The 16,482-nt window shown below is 68.8% G+C and carries 18 protein-coding genes; 11 read left to right on the forward strand and 7 right to left on the reverse strand.

Annotated features, from left to right (window positions below; all coding sequences use genetic code 11):
- Positions 1-8: 8 nt before the first annotated feature.
- A complete protein-coding gene (locus DL991_RS13835; protein WP_125784637.1) occupies positions 9-485 on the reverse strand; it encodes a MarR family winged helix-turn-helix transcriptional regulator in 477 nt (158 codons plus the stop codon).
- Between the two features lie 62 nt (positions 486-547).
- On the opposite strand from DL991_RS13835, the gene DL991_RS13840 reads away from it, so the two are divergent.
- Positions 548-1,192 carry a DsbA family oxidoreductase gene (locus DL991_RS13840; RefSeq protein WP_125784639.1) on the forward strand — a complete coding sequence of 215 codons (645 nt, stop codon included), beginning with the start codon at positions 548-550 and terminating at the stop codon, positions 1,190-1,192.
- On the opposite strand, the gene DL991_RS13845 is transcribed toward DL991_RS13840, so the two are convergent.
- Complete coding sequence (locus tag DL991_RS13845; RefSeq protein ID WP_125784641.1) at positions 1,177-1,944, reverse strand: EI24 domain-containing protein; 768 nt, start codon at positions 1,942-1,944, stop codon at positions 1,177-1,179. The genes DL991_RS13840 and DL991_RS13845 overlap by 16 nt on opposite strands.
- Positions 1,945-1,991: 47 nt before the next feature.
- Positions 1,992-3,335, reverse strand: a complete 1,344-nt coding sequence (locus tag DL991_RS13850; RefSeq protein ID WP_125784643.1) for an FAD-binding protein — start codon at positions 3,333-3,335, stop codon at positions 1,992-1,994.
- A gap of 81 nt (positions 3,336-3,416) precedes the next feature.
- On the opposite strand from DL991_RS13850, the gene DL991_RS13855 reads away from it, so the two are divergent.
- Both DL991_RS13855 and DL991_RS13860 read left to right on the forward strand, forming a co-directional pair.
- Positions 3,417-4,598, forward strand: a complete 1,182-nt coding sequence (locus tag DL991_RS13855) for an MFS transporter (RefSeq protein ID WP_125784646.1) — start codon at positions 3,417-3,419, stop codon at positions 4,596-4,598.
- On the forward strand, positions 4,595-5,032 hold the full coding sequence (locus tag DL991_RS13860) for a Dabb family protein (RefSeq protein WP_125784648.1): 438 nt from the start codon (positions 4,595-4,597) through the stop codon (positions 5,030-5,032). The genes DL991_RS13855 and DL991_RS13860 overlap by 4 nt, the downstream gene beginning before the upstream one ends.
- On the opposite strand, the gene DL991_RS13865 is transcribed toward DL991_RS13860, so the two are convergent.
- Both DL991_RS13865 and DL991_RS13870 read right to left on the reverse strand, forming a co-directional pair.
- A complete protein-coding gene (locus DL991_RS13865) occupies positions 5,012-6,007 on the reverse strand; it encodes a hypothetical protein (protein ID WP_125784650.1) in 996 nt (331 codons plus the stop codon). The genes DL991_RS13860 and DL991_RS13865 overlap by 21 nt on opposite strands.
- 14 nt (positions 6,008-6,021) lie before the next feature.
- Positions 6,022-6,870 carry a hypothetical protein gene (locus DL991_RS13870; RefSeq protein ID WP_125784652.1) on the reverse strand — a complete coding sequence of 283 codons (849 nt, stop codon included), beginning with the start codon at positions 6,868-6,870 and terminating at the stop codon, positions 6,022-6,024.
- A gap of 118 nt (positions 6,871-6,988) precedes the next feature.
- On the opposite strand from DL991_RS13870, the gene DL991_RS13875 reads away from it, so the two are divergent.
- The 3 genes from DL991_RS13875 (at position 6,989) to DL991_RS13885 (ending at position 10,239) form a co-directional block, all read left to right on the forward strand.
- On the forward strand, positions 6,989-7,561 hold the full coding sequence (locus tag DL991_RS13875) for a TetR/AcrR family transcriptional regulator (RefSeq protein ID WP_125784654.1): 573 nt from the start codon (positions 6,989-6,991) through the stop codon (positions 7,559-7,561).
- Between the two features lie 8 nt (positions 7,562-7,569).
- Positions 7,570-8,715, forward strand: coding sequence for an SGNH/GDSL hydrolase family protein (locus DL991_RS13880; protein ID WP_125784656.1), 1,146 nt, complete (start codon positions 7,570-7,572; stop codon positions 8,713-8,715).
- Between the two features lie 429 nt (positions 8,716-9,144).
- On the forward strand, positions 9,145-10,239 hold the full coding sequence (locus tag DL991_RS13885) for a S1 family peptidase (protein ID WP_125784658.1): 1,095 nt from the start codon (positions 9,145-9,147) through the stop codon (positions 10,237-10,239).
- 24 nt (positions 10,240-10,263) lie between these two features.
- On the opposite strand, the gene DL991_RS13890 is transcribed toward DL991_RS13885, so the two are convergent.
- Entirely contained in the window at positions 10,264-11,160 is an 897-nt protein-coding gene (locus DL991_RS13890) for a LysR family transcriptional regulator (RefSeq protein ID WP_125784660.1), read from the reverse strand.
- An 80-nt stretch (positions 11,161-11,240) separates the two neighbouring features.
- On the opposite strand from DL991_RS13890, the gene DL991_RS13895 reads away from it, so the two are divergent.
- The 5 genes from DL991_RS13895 (at position 11,241) to DL991_RS13915 (ending at position 15,458) form a co-directional block, all read left to right on the forward strand.
- On the forward strand, positions 11,241-11,648 hold the full coding sequence (locus DL991_RS13895; RefSeq protein WP_125784662.1) for a hypothetical protein: 408 nt from the start codon (positions 11,241-11,243) through the stop codon (positions 11,646-11,648).
- The gene (locus tag DL991_RS13900; protein ID WP_125784664.1) at positions 11,645-13,213 is read left to right on the forward strand and encodes a multicopper oxidase family protein; all 1,569 of its coding nucleotides are present in this window, start codon (positions 11,645-11,647) and stop codon (positions 13,211-13,213) included. Before DL991_RS13895 ends, DL991_RS13900 begins: the two co-directional genes overlap by 4 nt.
- A gap of 295 nt (positions 13,214-13,508) precedes the next feature.
- Positions 13,509-13,862, forward strand: a complete 354-nt coding sequence (locus DL991_RS13905) for a RidA family protein (RefSeq protein ID WP_125784666.1) — start codon at positions 13,509-13,511, stop codon at positions 13,860-13,862.
- Positions 13,855-14,499, forward strand: a complete 645-nt coding sequence (locus DL991_RS13910) for a transcriptional regulator (protein ID WP_125784668.1) — start codon at positions 13,855-13,857, stop codon at positions 14,497-14,499. The genes DL991_RS13905 and DL991_RS13910 overlap by 8 nt, the downstream gene beginning before the upstream one ends.
- The gene (locus DL991_RS13915) at positions 14,496-15,458 is read left to right on the forward strand and encodes a pyridoxal-phosphate dependent enzyme (RefSeq protein WP_125784670.1); all 963 of its coding nucleotides are present in this window, start codon (positions 14,496-14,498) and stop codon (positions 15,456-15,458) included. Before DL991_RS13910 ends, DL991_RS13915 begins: the two co-directional genes overlap by 4 nt.
- 35 nt (positions 15,459-15,493) lie before the next feature.
- Here the strand turns inward: DL991_RS13915 and DL991_RS13920 are convergent, their stop codons facing one another.
- A complete protein-coding gene (locus DL991_RS13920) occupies positions 15,494-16,471 on the reverse strand; it encodes an alpha/beta hydrolase family protein (protein WP_125784672.1) in 978 nt (325 codons plus the stop codon).
- Between the last annotated feature and the right edge of the window lie 11 nt (positions 16,472-16,482).

A 16,482-nucleotide genomic window follows, 5' to 3' on the forward strand; every position in this document is an offset into this window, starting at 1 on the left:
TTTCTCTTTCAGCCACCGCTTACGGCGAGCAGGTTGTGCGCGACGACGGCTCGCAGCATCTCGCGGAACCGGTCCTGATCCTTTCCCGGCAACGGTGCCAGCACCTCGGCCTCCGCTTCCATGATCGCGGCCTTGGTCGTTTCCAGCAGTTTCCGCCCGGCCTCGGTCCCCTGGATCAGTTTGTTCCGCCTGTCGTCCGGATCCACCGCGCGTTCCACCAAGCCGGCGGCCACCAGGTCGTCGACCAGGTACACCATCACGGTGCGGTCGATGTCCAGCTGCCTGCCCAGCTGCGCCTGATTCCGCGCGCTCCCGTGCACCGCGCCGCACAGAGCCTGGAAGCCACGCAGACCGTGCGGGATATCGGAGACCGCACGCTCCAGAACGGATCCGTGTGCCCGGCACACCTGCCCGAGGAGCCAGCCGAGGTTGTCGTCCAGCCCTTGCGGGAGCGCGCCGATCTCCGAACCTGTCACCCTGCCCATGCTAGCGGCAGATCATTCATGATCCAGATCATCTTCACCACAGAGTTCCCTTGGAGGCGAACGTGCGCGTCGAAGTCTGGTCCGATGTCGGTTGCCCGTGGTGCTACTTGGGTAAACGCCGCTTGGAGAAGGCCATCGAGTTGTTCGAGCACAGCGACGACGTCGAGGTCGTCTGGAGGAGTTTCCAGCTGGCCCCGCACTATCCGCGCGGTGCCGCTCGGCCGCTCTACGGAGCCCTCATGGAACAGACGGGCAGAACACTCGCCGATGTCCGCTCGCTGGTCGGCAGGGTCACCGAACCCGCGGCGGCGGAAGGCCTGACCTACGACTTCGACAGCGCCTTCCTCTGCAACACGTTCGACGCCCATCGTGTCGCGCAATTCGCGCAATTCGCGCGACCGCACGGACTGGGGCCGGATGCCCATGAACGGCTGATGCACGCCCTACTGGCGGAGGGCGAAGTCCTCGACGACACCGAAACCCTCGTCCGCCTGGCGACCGAGATCGGCTTGGACGCCGACGAGACGCGTCTGGTCCTGGCCGGAGACGACTACGCGGACGCCGTCCGGGAAGACGCCCTCGAAGCGAGACGCCTAGGTGCGAAGGGGGTGCCGTTCTTCGTCGTCGACCGCGCTTTCGCCATCTCCGGCGCGGAGCCGGTCGATGTCCTCCTCGGTATCCTTCGAGAAGCTCACGCCGCGCGGTGAAGCTGATCGGCCGCGTCCGCCGCGAGGACCTCGCGGGCGACGAGCACACCACCGACGAAGCCCACCGGCATCACGATCAGCGCGGCGAACGGGATCAGGCACAGCAGCGACACGGGAAGCCCCAGCCCGAGGGCGAGCGCGCGGTGACGGCGCAGCAGCGGCCGACGCTGCTTCAAACCCATCCCCCGCCGATAGAACGGCACGGCGATCAGTTCCAGCGCCAGGAACCACGCCGTCACCAAAGCCAGCAGGACCGGCACGACCGTCTGCCCCACCACGGGGATGAAGCCCGCGATCAGCAGCGGGATCGTGAACATCAGCGAACGGAGCACGAGAGCGAGACCGTCTTTCAGGCCAAGCACCAGCAACCGCCCCCACGAGAGGTCCACCGCGCCGGGCACGCCACCGAGGTCGTCCTCGACCTTCTCCGCGATGTGCTCGTAGAACGGCCCGCCGACGGCGAGGGTGATCGCCGTGAACCCGATCATCGCGATGGCCAGCGCGACCCCGAACATCGCGACGCCGACCGCCACCCGGATCGTCGTCTGCCAGCCCGGCGACCAGTCGTCGGCGAACGGGGTGAGCAGCAGCGAGAGATCATCGATCCAGAACGCCAGCGCGACGACACCGCCGATCAGCAACAGCGTGGTCAGCAACGCGGGCAGCGCGCCGATCAGCAGCAGTCTCGGCGACCGCAGAAGGATGCCCAGGCCTTGCCCGAACATCCGGAAACCCTTGAAGAAATCCCGCATCGGACATTTCTACCAGTGTCCGGGATGTCCGGTCGTGGCCGCGGTCCTCAAGGCGACCGGAGCCGCTGTCCCGGATTGAGCAGGTTTCCCGGCGCGTACCGGGCCTTCGCCTCGGCGAGCTTCGGCCAAGCGGGGCCGAAGTGCGCGCGCCAGTCCTCTGTGGACATCGGCAGCGCGTTGGTCGGGTATGCCTTACCGCCCAGGCCCCGTGCCTTCCGGTAGAGGTCCACGTTGAGCTCCAGCAAACGCGCGTTGTGCAGCGGGTCGTCGGGGGAACCGGCGCGCAGCGGGCAGAACAGCCAGGAGAGCTCACCCGGGGGCACACTGAACAACGGCGTCTTCAACCGGTCGTTCCGCACCGGATAGAGCAGGAGCAGTCCCGTGGCACCCAGTTCGGGTTCGCCGGTGGCGGCGAGGGTTTCGGCCACGAAGTGCTCGACCGTGTCGTCGGGGAGGAACAGGTTCAGCCATGGGTGGGGATGGAACCAGCTTCCCTCCGCACGTAAGGCAGCCTCGCCGTCGGCCATCCGGTTCAGGAAGTCGAAATACATCGTGTCCTCGTCTTCGGACTCGCCGAAGTCGAGCGAGCCCAGCAACGCGTCCTCGTCCGGCGCGTCGGGCGGCGTGTAGTAGGCGACCGCCTCCAGCATGTACCGCCAGCCGTCGTCGACGGGAATCAGCTGGCCTTCCACGTAGTCGAAACGACCATCGCGGACGACGGTGCGCTGATCCGCCAGGAACGCCGGAAGGGAGTCGTAGTAGAGCTTCCACCGCCGGGCCCGCGCCGGGGCCGGGATCAGGCGCAGGGTCGCGCGAGTGATCACCCCGCATTGCCCGAGGCCACCGAGGACGGCGTCGAACAGGTCCTTGTCGCTGTCGCGGGAGCAGGTCAGCACCTCGCCGGCGCCGGTGACCACTTCCAGTTCCACCACGCTGTCGGTCTGCGTGCCGTGGTGGTGGGCGGCGCCGCCGATCCCGCCGACCACCAGGGTGCCGCCGACGGTCAGCTCGAGATAGTCGGTGAGTACCGGAGGCACCAGCCCGTACGGCAAGGTCGTCTCCAGCACTTCCCGCCAGCGGGCGCCCGCGTCCACCGACACCAGATCACCCCTGACCACCCTGCGCGGCGGCAGCGAGGTCATGTCCAGCAGGATGCCGCCCTCGACCTGTCCCTGGCCGTACGGCGAATGCCCGGCACCGCGGGCGGCGACCGGCAGCCCGCGCGCGGCGGCGAACCTGAGCACCACGGCCACGTCGGTCACCGAAGCCGGCCTCACCACCAGGCCCGGCCTGGTGTGGACGAGGTTTCCCCAGTCGCTGCTCGCGACGGAAAGGTCCGCTTCTCCGGTGAGGATCTCTCCGGCGATGGCGGGCAAGATCTCGGCGGTCATGCCCGCACGCTACCGACTTCGGGCGCGCCTAGGCGATTTTCACCGACGCGAACCCCGGCCTCCCGCTGCGAGATTGGTGGAATGACGAACCGAGCGGACGCCCTGACGCCGACGCGCCTGGCGCGCGGCACCGTGCTCGCCGCGGCGCCGCTGACCATCATGGCCGCGGCGATCATCGCGCCCAGCCTGCCCGCGATGCGCGAGGTCTTCGCCGGAACGCCCGGCTCCGATCTGCTCGTACGGCTGGCGCTGACCGTGACCTCGCTCGCGATCGCGATCAGCGCGCCCCTGTCCGGGATCGTCGCCGACCGCGTGGGACGCCGTCCGCTGCTGTTGGCAGGCCTTGGGCTCTACGCGATCTCCGGGACGGCCGGATTCTTCGTGAGCGACCTTCCCCAGCTGCTGGCCACCCGGGCAGGGCTCGGACTCGCCGTCGGCGCGATCATGACGGCGGTCAGCACCCTGATCACCGACTGGTACACCGGCGATCGGCGTGCCTCGTTCCTCGGGTTGCAGCAGGCGTTCGCGAGTCTGGGCGGCGTCGTCTTCCTGCCTCTGGCGGGGTTGCTGGCCACAGTGGACTGGAAGGCACCGTTCTGGATCTATTCGGCCTCGGCGATCGTGGCCCTCTTCGCGATCGTCTCCCTGAGCGAACCGGCCCGAAGCAGCCCCGCGGTCAGTGAAAGCGAGCGGACCCGGCTGCCCGCCCGCGTCCTCGGCGTCTACGTCCTCGCGTTGGTGGTGACGCTGGCCTTCTACATGGCGCCGACGCAGTTGCCGTTCCTGCTGGAAGGATTCGGCAGCGGCCCCGCCGTCATCGGCGCCGTGGTCGCCGGGAGCACGGTGACCGGCGTCGCCGGTGCGCTGGCATTCCCTCGCCTGCGCGAACGGCTGAGCTCCACGGCGATCACCACGTTCAGCGTCGCGCTCATGGGCGCGGGCTGGCTGGTGATCGGCACGGCGGGCACCGTCGCCCAAGTGGTGGCGGGGCTGCTCGTCGGCGGGCTCGGGGTCGGCCTCGTCGTCCCGAACCTCAACCTGCGCCTGGCCGAGTTCGCCCACCCCGCGCAGCGCGGCCGGGTCCTCAGCGGCCTGGTGACCGGGATCTTCCTGGGGCAGTTCCTGTCCCCGCTCGTCGTCCAGCCACTCGTCCAGGGCATCGGCATCTCCGACGCCTTCATCTGGACCGGTATCGCCATGGCAGCCGGAGCGGCACTCGCCGCTCTTCTCACGAACCGGAACAACGGAAAGGAAAAACGATGATCTACCACGGCAACCGTTTCACCCTGCGGCCCGACGCCGCCCCCGAGCAGATCGAAGAAGCACTGGAGAGCCTTCGCAATCAAGGCCGGGTCATCCCGTCGGTGAAGTCCTTCGTCGTCGGCCGTGATTTCGGCGGCGAGTACGAATGGGGCGCCGTCTTCGTGCTCGAAGACCTCGAAGGCTACTGGGAGTACCTCATCCACCCGGCGCACCGGAACACCGACCAGGTCGGACTTCCGCTGGTCGACAAGTTCGCCTCCTTCGACGTCACCGACGATCCGGACCCGGAGATGGGCACGAAGATCGCCGAACTGCACCAGCGCCGCTACGACGACGACGCCGAGCTGACCGCGCTGATCTCCGATCTCGGCGAGTACTCCGGCAGCGCCGCGCCGGGAAAGCACGGAACGGCTTCAGCCACCGTCGGCGAGTGAGCCGCTGCCGTCGGGTCCGGTCACGATCACCCGGGTGCTCACAGCGGTGCCGAACGGGACGGTCGTGACCTGCCACGTCTGCGGTTCCCCGACTTCGACGGTCGCCTTCGCCCGCCGTACCAGGGCAGGGACGCGGTCGACCTCCAGTGCGCGGAGGTCGAACCGCGGCACCTGGGCGCCCGACGGCGCGAAGACCACGGTCAGCCGCCGGTCCTCGACGACCACGGTGATCACCTGCGAAACGTCCGTCGCCTGCGCCAGTGAGTCGATCGCCCGGCGCAACTCCCCTTCGCCCAGCAAGGATCTGTCGACGTCGACGGTCGCGGATCCCGAGGAGGACGTGGTCACGCCGGACTGGGTTTCTTCCGTCCGGGCAGGCGTTTCCGGCGCGAACAGCTCGGCGCGGAACAGGAACAGCACGAGCCCCGCGCCGAGCAGGAACCCGAGGACGGCGAGCGCGGCGAACCCGCAGCCCTCCGGCGGTTCCTGCACCAGGCTGGACTCCGGAGCGGATTCGATCGTGGCTTCGGCCGCGCGGCGTTCCCACGACGGCGGCGGCCGGTCCACGACCTCCGCCTTCCACGGCCGGTCCGGCAGGTACCGGACGACGAGGACGTCGCCCGGCCGGTAGTTCGGGATGTCGACCAGGTTGATGTGGTGGACGGCCTTCAGCCGGAACGTGGCCATACCGTCGGGGGCGACGGTGAAGACGAGGTCGACCGGGATGTCCCCCGTCTCGGTGCCCCCGGCACGAAGGCTTTCGATCTTGGCGAGCGCGATCACCGGAACGACCTTCTCCTCGCGAGCGCGTCGCGGTGCCCCGGCGAGGTGGAGCAGAATCCCATAGACGACGGGAAGTCCGACTCCCGTGATGATCAGCGGGACGTACTCGATGACGACGCCGACGATGAACGCGCACAAGGTCGTCCCGCTGATGATCCCGGTCAGGAATCCGCGGACAAGGGTGAGCGGCATGGACACTCCAGAGCTCAGTTCGCGGACAGCCAGTCGCTGAGGGCGGGATGGCGCCGCAGCGCCACGAAGATCTTCTTGTCATCGGCGGGTGAAGCCGGGTCGAACAGCACTTCCGCGCCGGCGATCGTGGTGTCGCCGGTGCGGCGGGTCACCCAGTGCCGGACGCCCGAGAGATCGACGAAGGACACCGTCACGTCCGCGCCGACGACCCGGGTGCCCGACTCGTCCCCTCCCATGCGCAGCTTCACTTCGACGACCTCGGCCGGCACCCGGCGGCCGTGCCGCAACAGCCGTTCCCTGGTGCGCGCCAGTTCGGCTTGGTGCCGCGAAACCTGGACGGCGTACCACAGGGCCAGCAACGTCAGGAGGAGCAGGAACGCCGGCATCCACAGGTCGGCGTAGTACATCAGCCACGCCCAGAACCCCCACTTTTCGTCCGTGTGGAAGACGGGATCGACCGCGGTGCCGACGGCGAGCGGCGGAAGCCATCCTCGTGACGATTCCCAGAGGCCGAGCGTACTGGCCGCGAAAGCCAGTACGACCGGGAACGCCGGCCCCGACCGCCGTCCTTGGTAGCGCCGCATCGCGGCTCGCGCGAGGTTGCCCGCGGCGAGACAACCGAGGAGGCCGAAAGTCCCCCAGATCGAGCCATACGGCGGCTCGCCGTCGCCGCGGTCGTCGAAGACGCTGTCGATCGCCATCGTCCGGAACTGTTCGAGGAGCGCGCCGAATCCGTGTCCGGTCAGGAAGCCGCAGACCAGGGTGACCGCGGAGGCCAGGATCGCGCCCACGAGCAGGCGGCGGTCACCTCGCAGGCGCTCGATGCGCTCGTACCGGGCACGAGCCGGGTCCACTGTGTTCATCACGCTCACCTCCGTTCGGTAGTGCCCAGCCTCCGTCGAACCGGGCGCTACCGAACCCAGGTTTTGCTTCCTAAGCCTCTTAGGCAAATCCCAAATGGACTATGGTAGAGTCGTCGGCATGGCAAGAGCGGGACTGACCACGGAACGCGTGGTCCGGGCGGGCGCGGACATGGCCGACGAGATCGGCTTCGAACTCGTGACGCCGACAGAGCTCGCGAAACGGTGCGGCGTCACGACGGCGAGCCTGTATTCGCACGTGAAGAACGCCCATGAACTGAAGACCGAGATCGCCTTGCTGGCCTTGGCCGAACTCGCCGACCTCGCCTCCACCGCGGTGGCGGGCCTGGCGGGCAAGGACGCGCTGGTCGCCTTGGCGAACGTCCACCGCGACTACGCCCTCGAACATCCCGGCAGGTTCACCGCCGCGAGGTTCCGGCTCGCCCCGGAGCAGGCGGCCACCAGCGCCGGCGTCCGGCACGCCGAACTGATGCGGGCGATCCTGCGCGGCTACGACCTCGCCGAGCCGCATCAGACGCACGCGGTCCGGCTCCTGGGCAGCGTTTTCAGCGGCTACGTCGGCCTGGAGGCCGCCGGAGGCTTCAGCCACAGCACCCCCGGCTCGCAGGAGAGCTGGACCGAGATCCTCGACGCGCTCGACGTCCTGCTGCGCGCCTGGCCCCGAACGAAATGAACGGAAGAATGCTCACGATCCCGATCACCGCCGACCTCGTCCGCGGCGCGCTCGACCTCGAGTCCACCGAACGCGGCGTGGTCCCCCACCGGCTGCCCGCGCGCGCCAGGCAGCAGATCCCCGACGATCAGCTGGCCATGGCCGAATCGCAGCCGTCTGGCGTGCGGCTCGCCTTCCGCACCGCGGCCACACTCGTCGAACTGGACGTCATCGCCACCAAACGGTTCCTCGTCGGCGTGCCACCCCGGCCCGACGGCGTCTACGAACTACTCGTCGACGGCAGGCTCGCGGGACAGGCGAGTGTGACCGAGGGCGACACGATCAGCGTCGACATGGTCACCGGCGCCAGAACTCACCAGCCCGGACCTGTGCGCACCCTGCGCTTCACCGGCCTGCCCGCCGACGTGAAGGACGTCGAAATCTGGCTGCCGCATAACGAAACGACCCGACTGGTCGCCCTGCGCACCGACGCGTCCGTCCACAATGTACCGTCGAGCGGCGGCAAGGTCTGGCTGCACCACGGCAGTTCCATCAGCCAAGGCTCCAACGCGGCCACCCCGACCGGGATCTGGCCCGCCACGGCCGCGGTGCTCGCCGGTGTGGAGCTGGTCAATCTGGGCTTCGGCGGCAGCGCGCTGCTCGACCCGTTCACCGCCCGCGCCATGCGGGACACGGCCGCGGATCTGATCAGCGTCAAGATCGGCATCAACGTCGTCAACGCCGACCTGATGCGGCTGCGCGCGTTCGGCCCGGCGGTGCACGGTTTCCTCGACACCATCCGGGAAGGGCATCCCCGCACGCCGTTGCTGGTCGTCTCGCCGATCCATTGCCCCATCCACGAGCACACCCCTGGACCCGGCCAGTTCGACCCCGATGGCCTACGGGAAGGAAAAGTGCGATTCAGGGCCACCGGGGACCCCGCGGAAACCGCCGCGGGGAAACTGACGCTCACCGTGATCCGCGGGGAACTCGCCCGGATCGTCAAGGAGCGGAGCACGACCGATCCGCACCTGCGCTACGTCGACGGCCTGGAACTGTACGGCGAGGCCGACCATGCCGAGCTGCCGTTGCCCGACGCCCTCCACCCGGACGCGGCCACACACCGGCTCATCGGAGAGCGCTTCGCGAAACACCTCGTCATCGACGGGTCGTGAGGTGCAGGGCTCTGAAGTACGAGAGGTCGGGTGAGCGGGCGGCTTCTTCAGCGCTTCCGATGGGCCCGGCGTCGAACTCTTATGTCGTGAAGGCGCCCTTTGAGACCTTCATCGTCTCAAAGGGCCCCTTCACGACATACCCACGACCGCGCCGCCGCGGGTACCTGAAACACCGTTGGCCCGGACGACCCAGAACACTCACGACCTGCCGCCGCGTTTACTGTGCGCGTATACGTCGGTAGCCCCCTTTCGCGATACCTATTTTTCTTCCTGTCCAACGAAAGTCGGTATCCGCCACCGGAGCGGCGGATCACCATGATCGGCACCGGATCACCGGTGCCGGGTCGCCTTGGCCGCACCCGGCTACCCACCGTGTCCAGTGCACCACCCCTCGCGCTGGATGTCCCCTCGCGAAAGTGAGTCACCGGTATGCGCACAAACCCCTTAGCCCGTACCGCCACGACACTGGTGGCCGCGGCCGCGGTCATCGGCTTCCTCGCCCCGTCCACGGCCACCGCCACCACCATCGCGGGCTACTCCCCGACGGTGCAGCACGAAGCCGTGACGTCCCTCGCCTCGGAAGCCGGGATCAGCACGGCGGCCGCCGTCGAGTTCCTCCGGACGCAGACGGCCAGTGTCGAAACACTGCAGAAGGTCACCGCGTCGCTCGGCGCCCGTGCCGCCGACGGCTACGTCGACGACGCCGCCAAGCCGGTGGTCAACGTGCTCGACCAGGCCGCCGCGGACCAGGTGACCGCGGCCGGAGCCCAGGCCCGCGTGGTCAAGCACTCCAGCGCGGCACTGGCGGGGGCACAGAACGCCTTGCAGGCGTTGCCCGCCGTCGCGCATACGTCGATCGGTCTCGACCCGAAGACCAACCAGGTAGTGCTGACCCTCTCCGACGCGGCGAAGGGCACCGAAGCCCTCGTGAAGGCCGCCGAAGCGCTCGGTGACCGGGTCCGGGTGGAGCGGACCACCGGCGAGATGCACACCGCGATCTACAACGGCGAGGCCATCACCGGTGGCGGCACCCGCTGCTCGGTCGGGTTCAACACCAACCGCGGCGGCCAGAACTACATCCTCGACGCCGGCCACTGCACCCGCGCGGTGTCGCAGTGGAACGTCGGACCGTCGCAGGGCGCCAGCTTCCCGACCAACGACTACGGCCTGATCCGCAACACCACCGGCAGCGCGCCCGGCGCCGTCACCCTGTGGAACGGTTCCACCCAGCGGATCGCCTCCGCCGGTTCCGCCACCGTCGGCCAGCGGATCAGCAAGAGCGGCAGCACCACCCGCCTCACTTCTGGTTCGGTGCAGCGGCTCAACGTCACGGTGAACTACGCCGAAGGCTCGGTGCACCAGCTGATCCAGACCAACGCGCTGGTCAACCCCGGTGACTCGGGCGGCTGCCTGTTCTCCGGCAGCGTCGGCCTCGGCATCACCTCCGGCAAGGGCGGCGGAAGCTCCTACTTCCAGCCCATCGGCGAAGCGATGAGCGCCTACAGCGTCACGCTCAACCCGTAAGCACGTCGCGAGGCCGGGCGCTGGTCACCGCGACCGGGGCCCGGCCTGTGCGTGGAAATATTCGACGGTGTGGTCACGAAAGCGCTGGGCGGCAACGGAAAGATAGGTGTCCTCGCGCCACGCGACGCTGAGCACGCGGCGACAGTCGGGATCGTCGACGTCGAGCCAGACCACCGTCGGGCTGGTGACCGACCGCAGTCCCAGGGAGGGCACCAACGCGATGCCGAGTCCCGCGTCGACGAGCTGGAAGAGCACCGCGGCCTCGTCTCCCTCGCAGACGACGTGCAGTGCGAGACCGGCCTTCGCGAAAAGACGATCGACGAGCGCACGCTGCCAGTAACCGGGCCGTGTGGTGAGGAACGGCTCGCCTTCGAGATCCGCGAGCCCGACGCGACCGCGTCCGGCGAGCCGGTGACCGGCGGGCACGCAGAGCATCACCTTTTCGTCGAGCAGCACGCGACTGCGGATGTCGTTGCCCGTCAAGGGTTGTGACGTGACGCACAGGTCGACGTCGCCGGATCGCAGCTTCTGCGCCATCCCCTCCCCCGACCCCTGGGACAGCCGCACGTCCACCAGCGGATGGCCGGGGACGAAGGTACGCAGCGGTTCGGTGAGCACGAGCAGGCTTTCGGCCGCGACGGTGACCGCGCCGCGTTCCAGTCCGGCGGCGTCGTCGAGTTCCTGCCTGGCGTCGTCGAGTTCGGCCAGTGCCCGGTCGACGCGGCGGAGGAACGCGGTGCCGAACCGGTTGAGCCGGATCCGGCGGCCGTGCCGGTCGAACAGCGGCACCCCCAGGTCGTTTTCCAGCCTGGCCAAGGTCCGGCTGAGCGAGGGCTGCGCGACACGCAGCTTCTCGGCGGCGCGGCCGACGTGTTCGAGCCGGGCGACCGTCTGGAAGTACCGGAGCGCCAGAAGATCCACTGCTGATACCTCACCTGTTATGAACACATAACTGATCTTGTCTTGGACAGCATAAGCCGTGGTCTCTTACGTTCGAGCACGTGAGTGAAACCCTGACCGGCCCGAGCCGGAAGGCGAACGGCACGCTGGTGGTGAACCGGGTGCTGGTGACCGCCCACGCCGTCGCGATCATCGGCCAGCCGGTGTTCGCCGGCGGCTATCTCGGCGGCGACTACGACATGCTCTGGCTACACCGCTGGGGCGCCGACGCGGTGTCCTACCTGGCGTACGCGCAGATCCTGGCCGCGCTGGTCCTGTGGCTGGTGCGCGGGCCGCGCTGGTTGTTCTGGGTCAGCCTGCTGCTCGCGCTGGGCGAGACCGGGCAGTATCTCGCCGGGATGAAGGGCGCGCTCGATCTGCACGTCCCGCTCGGCGTCGCCCTGGTCACCGGAACCGTGCTGACCACGATCGCCGTCTGGCGGCCGCAGACCTGGCGGGCGAGCCGATGAGCCGCCGTCTTCCCCGCCGGACCTTCCTCGGGCTCGCCGGCGGGGCCGGTGTCCTCGTCGCCGCGGGGATCACCGCTCCCCGCCTGATCGCACAGGGCGCGCCCGGGACGGGCGAGTTGCTGCGCAGCGCGCTCCCGCTGCCGGAACCGTTCCGGGTACCGTTGCCGATCCCGCCGGTCCTGCGTCCACAAAGGACCACCGACGCCGATCACTACACGATCACCCAGCGGGCGGCGACGGCCGAGATCCTGCCCGGTGTCCGGACGCCGATCTGGGGCTACGACGGGATCTTCCCGGGACCGACGATCGAATCGCGGCGGGACCGCACGGTGGTGGCGCACCACCGCAACGAACTCCCCGTCCCGACCGTGGTCCACCTGCACGGCGGGCACACACCCGCCGAGTCCGACGGCTATCCGACCGATCTCGTCCTGCCGCGGTCCGGCTGGACCACCGGGCACACCGGGCACGGCATGGCCGACTCGCGCGCCCGGATCTCGAATGGGGAGCGCGACTACGTCTTCCCGCTGCGGCAACGGGCCGCGACCCTGTGGTACCACGACCATCGCATGGACTTCACCGGTCCGGCCGTGTACCGGGGCCTCGCCGGTTTCCATCTGATCCGCGACGACGAGGAAGACTCGCTGGGGCTCCCGTCCGGGGACCGTGAGCTCCCGCTGATGATCGCCGACCGCTCTTTCGACGAGCACGGCGCCTTCGCGTACCCGTCTCTCGACCGGACACTGCGGACCACGCCGGGCGTGGAAAGTGCTTACGTGGAAGGCGTTTTCGGTGACGTCGTCCTGGTCAACGGCGCGCCGTGGCCGGTGCACGAAGTGGCGGCCGTCAAATACCGCCTGCGTGTCCTCAACGGCTCCAACGCCCGGCGCTACGACCTGGCACTGGACCCACCGCCACCCGGCGGAGGCGGTTTCGTCCAGATCGGCGGCGACCAGGGCCTCCTCGACGCGCCGCGCGAACACGACCACCTTCCCCTCGCACCGGCGGAACGGTACGACCTCGTGGTCGACTTCGGCCGGTATCCGGTCGGCACCGAGGTCACCCTGGTGAACCGGCTCGGCACCGGCTCGACCGCCAAGGTCATGCGGTTCGTCGTCGTGCGCCACGCGGCGGACGACAGCCGGATTCCGGCGAAGCTCAGCGAAATCCCCCCACTCACTCGCGAACAGGCCACGACCACACGGGACTTCTCGTTCCGCGCCGGCACCGTCCACGGCCGCGCGGGCTGGGTGATCGGCGGGGAACCGTTCTCACCGGACCTGATGTCGGCGAGCCCTCACCTCGGTGACGTCGAGATCTGGCGGTTCGTCGCCGACATCCACCACCCCGTGCACCTGCACCTGGTGGGTTTCCGGATCCTCTCACGCGGCGGACGTCCGCCGGGACCGTTCGACGGCGGTATCAAGGACACCGTGGACCTGAGTCCCGGCGAGTCGGTCGAGGTCATCGCCCGCTTCGACGGCTACCGCGGCCGCTACGTCTTCCATTGCCACAACGCCGAACACGAGGACATGGCGATGATGGCGAACTTCGAGGTGGTCTGAGCGATGTCAGGAAAGGGTCGTTCAGGACTAAAACGTCCCAAATGACCCTTTCCTGACACATCCGGCCAGGCTCAGCCCACGCCGGGCAGGGTTGGTCAGTTCGCCCACGCCCTCGACGGCGACGGTCACCTCGTCCCCCGGCCGGACTGCCGGTGAGCACGACGTCGCCGGGACACAGGGCGTCGCGGTCGCGCAGGTTTCTCGGTCACCGAGGGCGCGTCGACGATCTTGCGTGAGCGGTACGTCACTCGATACTCGCTTGGACTATTTGTCCAACGCTTATACAGTCAGTCTCGTGACCAATGAGCATCCGTACCCGCCGGCCTTCCGCAGCGGCGACCTGGTTTCCGTGTCCGGACGGCTCGGCGTGACCGAGACGGGAGAACTGGCGCCCGGCGGATTCGACGCCGAATGCCCGCAGGCCTTCGCCAATCTCGACGTCGCGCTGCGTTCGGTCGGCGCGACCCGGGCCGACGTGGTGAAGGTCGTCGTGTACCTGACCGACATCGCCGACCGCGACGGCCTCAACCGTGTCTACGAAGAGTTCTTCGCCGAGCCTCGGCCCGCTCGGACCTGTGTCGGCGTCGCGTCTCTGCCCTACGGCGGCAGCGTCGAAGTCGAGGCCCTCGCCCGAGTACGCGATGTCTGAGCAGGACGCGATCCTCGACGCGCTCGCCCCGGTGGCCGACGGCATCGCGGCGACGCTCGGCTCGTTCTGCGAGGTCGTGGTGCACGACTTCCGCCGTCCGGAGCGATCGGTGGTCGCGATCGCCGGCTCGGTCACCGGCCGCGGCGTGGGCGGCTCGATGAGCGAGATCGGCATGGGCCTGCTCGCCCGCGGCGACGACGCCGAAGACCAACTGAACTACGTCACCCGGACGGCGTCCGGGAAGCTGGTGAAGTCTTCGACCATGCTGTTGCGCGACAGCGGCGGCTCGGTGTTCGGCGCGCTGTGCGTGAACCTCGACGTCACCGCACTGGGCCAGCTCAAGACCCTGGTCGGTGAACTCGCCGACGTCGGTGCCGCCACCGAAACGCCGACCACCACCTTCGGCGACGACGTCGACGCGGTGGTGGACGCGATCGTCGACGAACACCAGCTCCGGCTGAACAAACCCTGGGCCGCGCTCAGCCGCGAAGCACGGCTCGACCTGTTCCGCAGCCTCCACGCGCGCGGTGTCTTCGCCGTGCGGCGGGCCGTGCCCCAGGTCGCCGCCCGCATCGGGATCTCCCGCGCCTCCGCTTACAACTATCTCGCCGAAATCCGTGATCAAGGAGCATCATGACCGCCCCCGTGACCATCGACGACATCCGTGACGCCGCCGCCCGCCTGGCCGGTGTCGCGCACCGGACCCCGGTCGTGCGTTCCCGGACCCTCGACGACCTCGTCGGCGCCGAGGTCTTCATCAAGTGCGAAAACCTCCAGCGCGTCGGGGCCTTCAAGTTCCGTGGCGCGTACAACGCCGCCTCCCGGCTCTCGCCGGAGCAGCTGGCCAAGGGCATCGCCGCCTACTCCTCGGGCAACCACGCCCAGGCCGTCGCGCTCGCCGCGCGGGAACTCGGGAGCAGCGCGGTCATCCTGATCCCGGAGGACACCCCGAAGTCCAAAAAGGACGCCACCGCGGGCTACGGCGCCGAGATCGTCACCTACGACCGGTACACCGGCGACCGCGTCGCGATCGGTGAAGCGCTGGCGGCCGAACGAGGCCTCGCGCTCATCCCGCCGTACGAACACCCGCACGTCATCGCCGGACAGGGCACGGCGGCGCTGGAACTACTGGAAGACACCGATTCCCTCGACACCCTCGTCGTCCCGGTCGGTGGTGGCGGCCTGATCGCGGGCAGCTCGACCGCCGCGAAGGCCGTGCGGCCCGGCATCCGGGTCGTCGGCGTCGAACCCGCCGCGGGCGACGACACCAAACGTTCGCTGGACGCCGGGGAGCGCGTGTCGATTCCGGTGCCGCGGACCATCGCCGACGGCCAGGCCGCCGAGATCCCCGGCGAACTGACCTTCTCCATCAACCGGAAGCTCGTCGACGACATCGCGCTGGTCACCGACGACCAGGTCCGCGACGCCATGCGGTTCGCCTTCGAACGGCTGAAGCTCGTCATCGAGCCGAGCGGGGCCACCGGTCTCGCGGCGCTGCTCAGCGGGCGGATTCCCGTTTCCGGCCGGGTCGGGGTGATCATCAGCGGCGGGAACGTCAGCCCGGAACGCTTCGCCGAACTGATCGCGTCCGAGTAACACCCGCAATTCGTCACCTACTTGCGATGGCGCGCTCACAGGCCGAGCCCTCCTGCCAGCACCGGCCAGGAGTTGCGCAGGGCGCGCTGCCAGTACGGCCAGCTGTGCGTGCCATCGCCGTAGTAGTCGACGGTCGCCGGGATGCCCTTGGCCTTCAACCGATCCGTGAAGCTCACCGAGGAGGCCAGCGCCTGGGATTCGAAGATGTCGGACTGGCCCGGCGGATCGAGCGGGCCGGTCTTGCCGTTCCCGCACGAGATGTAGAGCGCGGTGCCGCGCAGATCGTCGACGTGGTCGAACGGGTTGTTCGCCGTCCAGAGCGGCCGCATCCCCCAGCTGTCGCCCCAGAGCTGGAGGTAGTTGAAGACCCCCGCGCGGGCGAGGATCCCCTGGATGAACAACGGAGCTCCCTGATTGAGCGTGTTCGGCACGCCGCTGTACGACGCCGCCGCGGCGAACATCCCCTTGTGCTTGTAGGAATACGCGAGCGCGCCGTATCCGCCGATCGACAGTCCGGCGATCACCCGGCGCGTGCCCGCGCGGTAACCGCGTTCGACGATCTGCCGCACTTCGAGGGTGTGGAAGGTGTCCCAGTCCGGCGTGCTCTTGAGCCCGAAGTTCCACCACTTCGTGTACATCCCGGCGGGCCCGCCGGTCGGCATGACCACGAGGGCGTCCTTGTCCGCGGTGAACGCCTTGACGTCGGTGAACTGGTCCCAAGAGCGGTAGTCCACCGGTTCGCAGCAACCGTGCAGCAGGTACAGCGTCGGCCAGGTCCGGGTGGGTTGCGCGGCCCAGCCGGTGGGGACGAGCAGGCGGACCATGCCGGTGGTGCCGAGCGAGGGCGAACTGATCTTGAGATCGACGGTGCGCGGGTCCAGCCACGTCTCCTCGACGACCTTCGCGCCGTTGTCCGCGGTGACCGGTGTGGGCGCAGCGCTCGCGGGGACCGAACTTCCGAGCAGTGCGGCCAAGCACAGCGCCAGCGCACCCCACCGCCACGTTCGCTTCATCGTTTCTCCTC

The sequence above is a fragment of the Amycolatopsis sp. WAC 01375 genome (genome assembly GCF_003947325.1).
Classification (GTDB): domain Bacteria; phylum Actinomycetota; class Actinomycetes; order Mycobacteriales; family Pseudonocardiaceae; genus Amycolatopsis.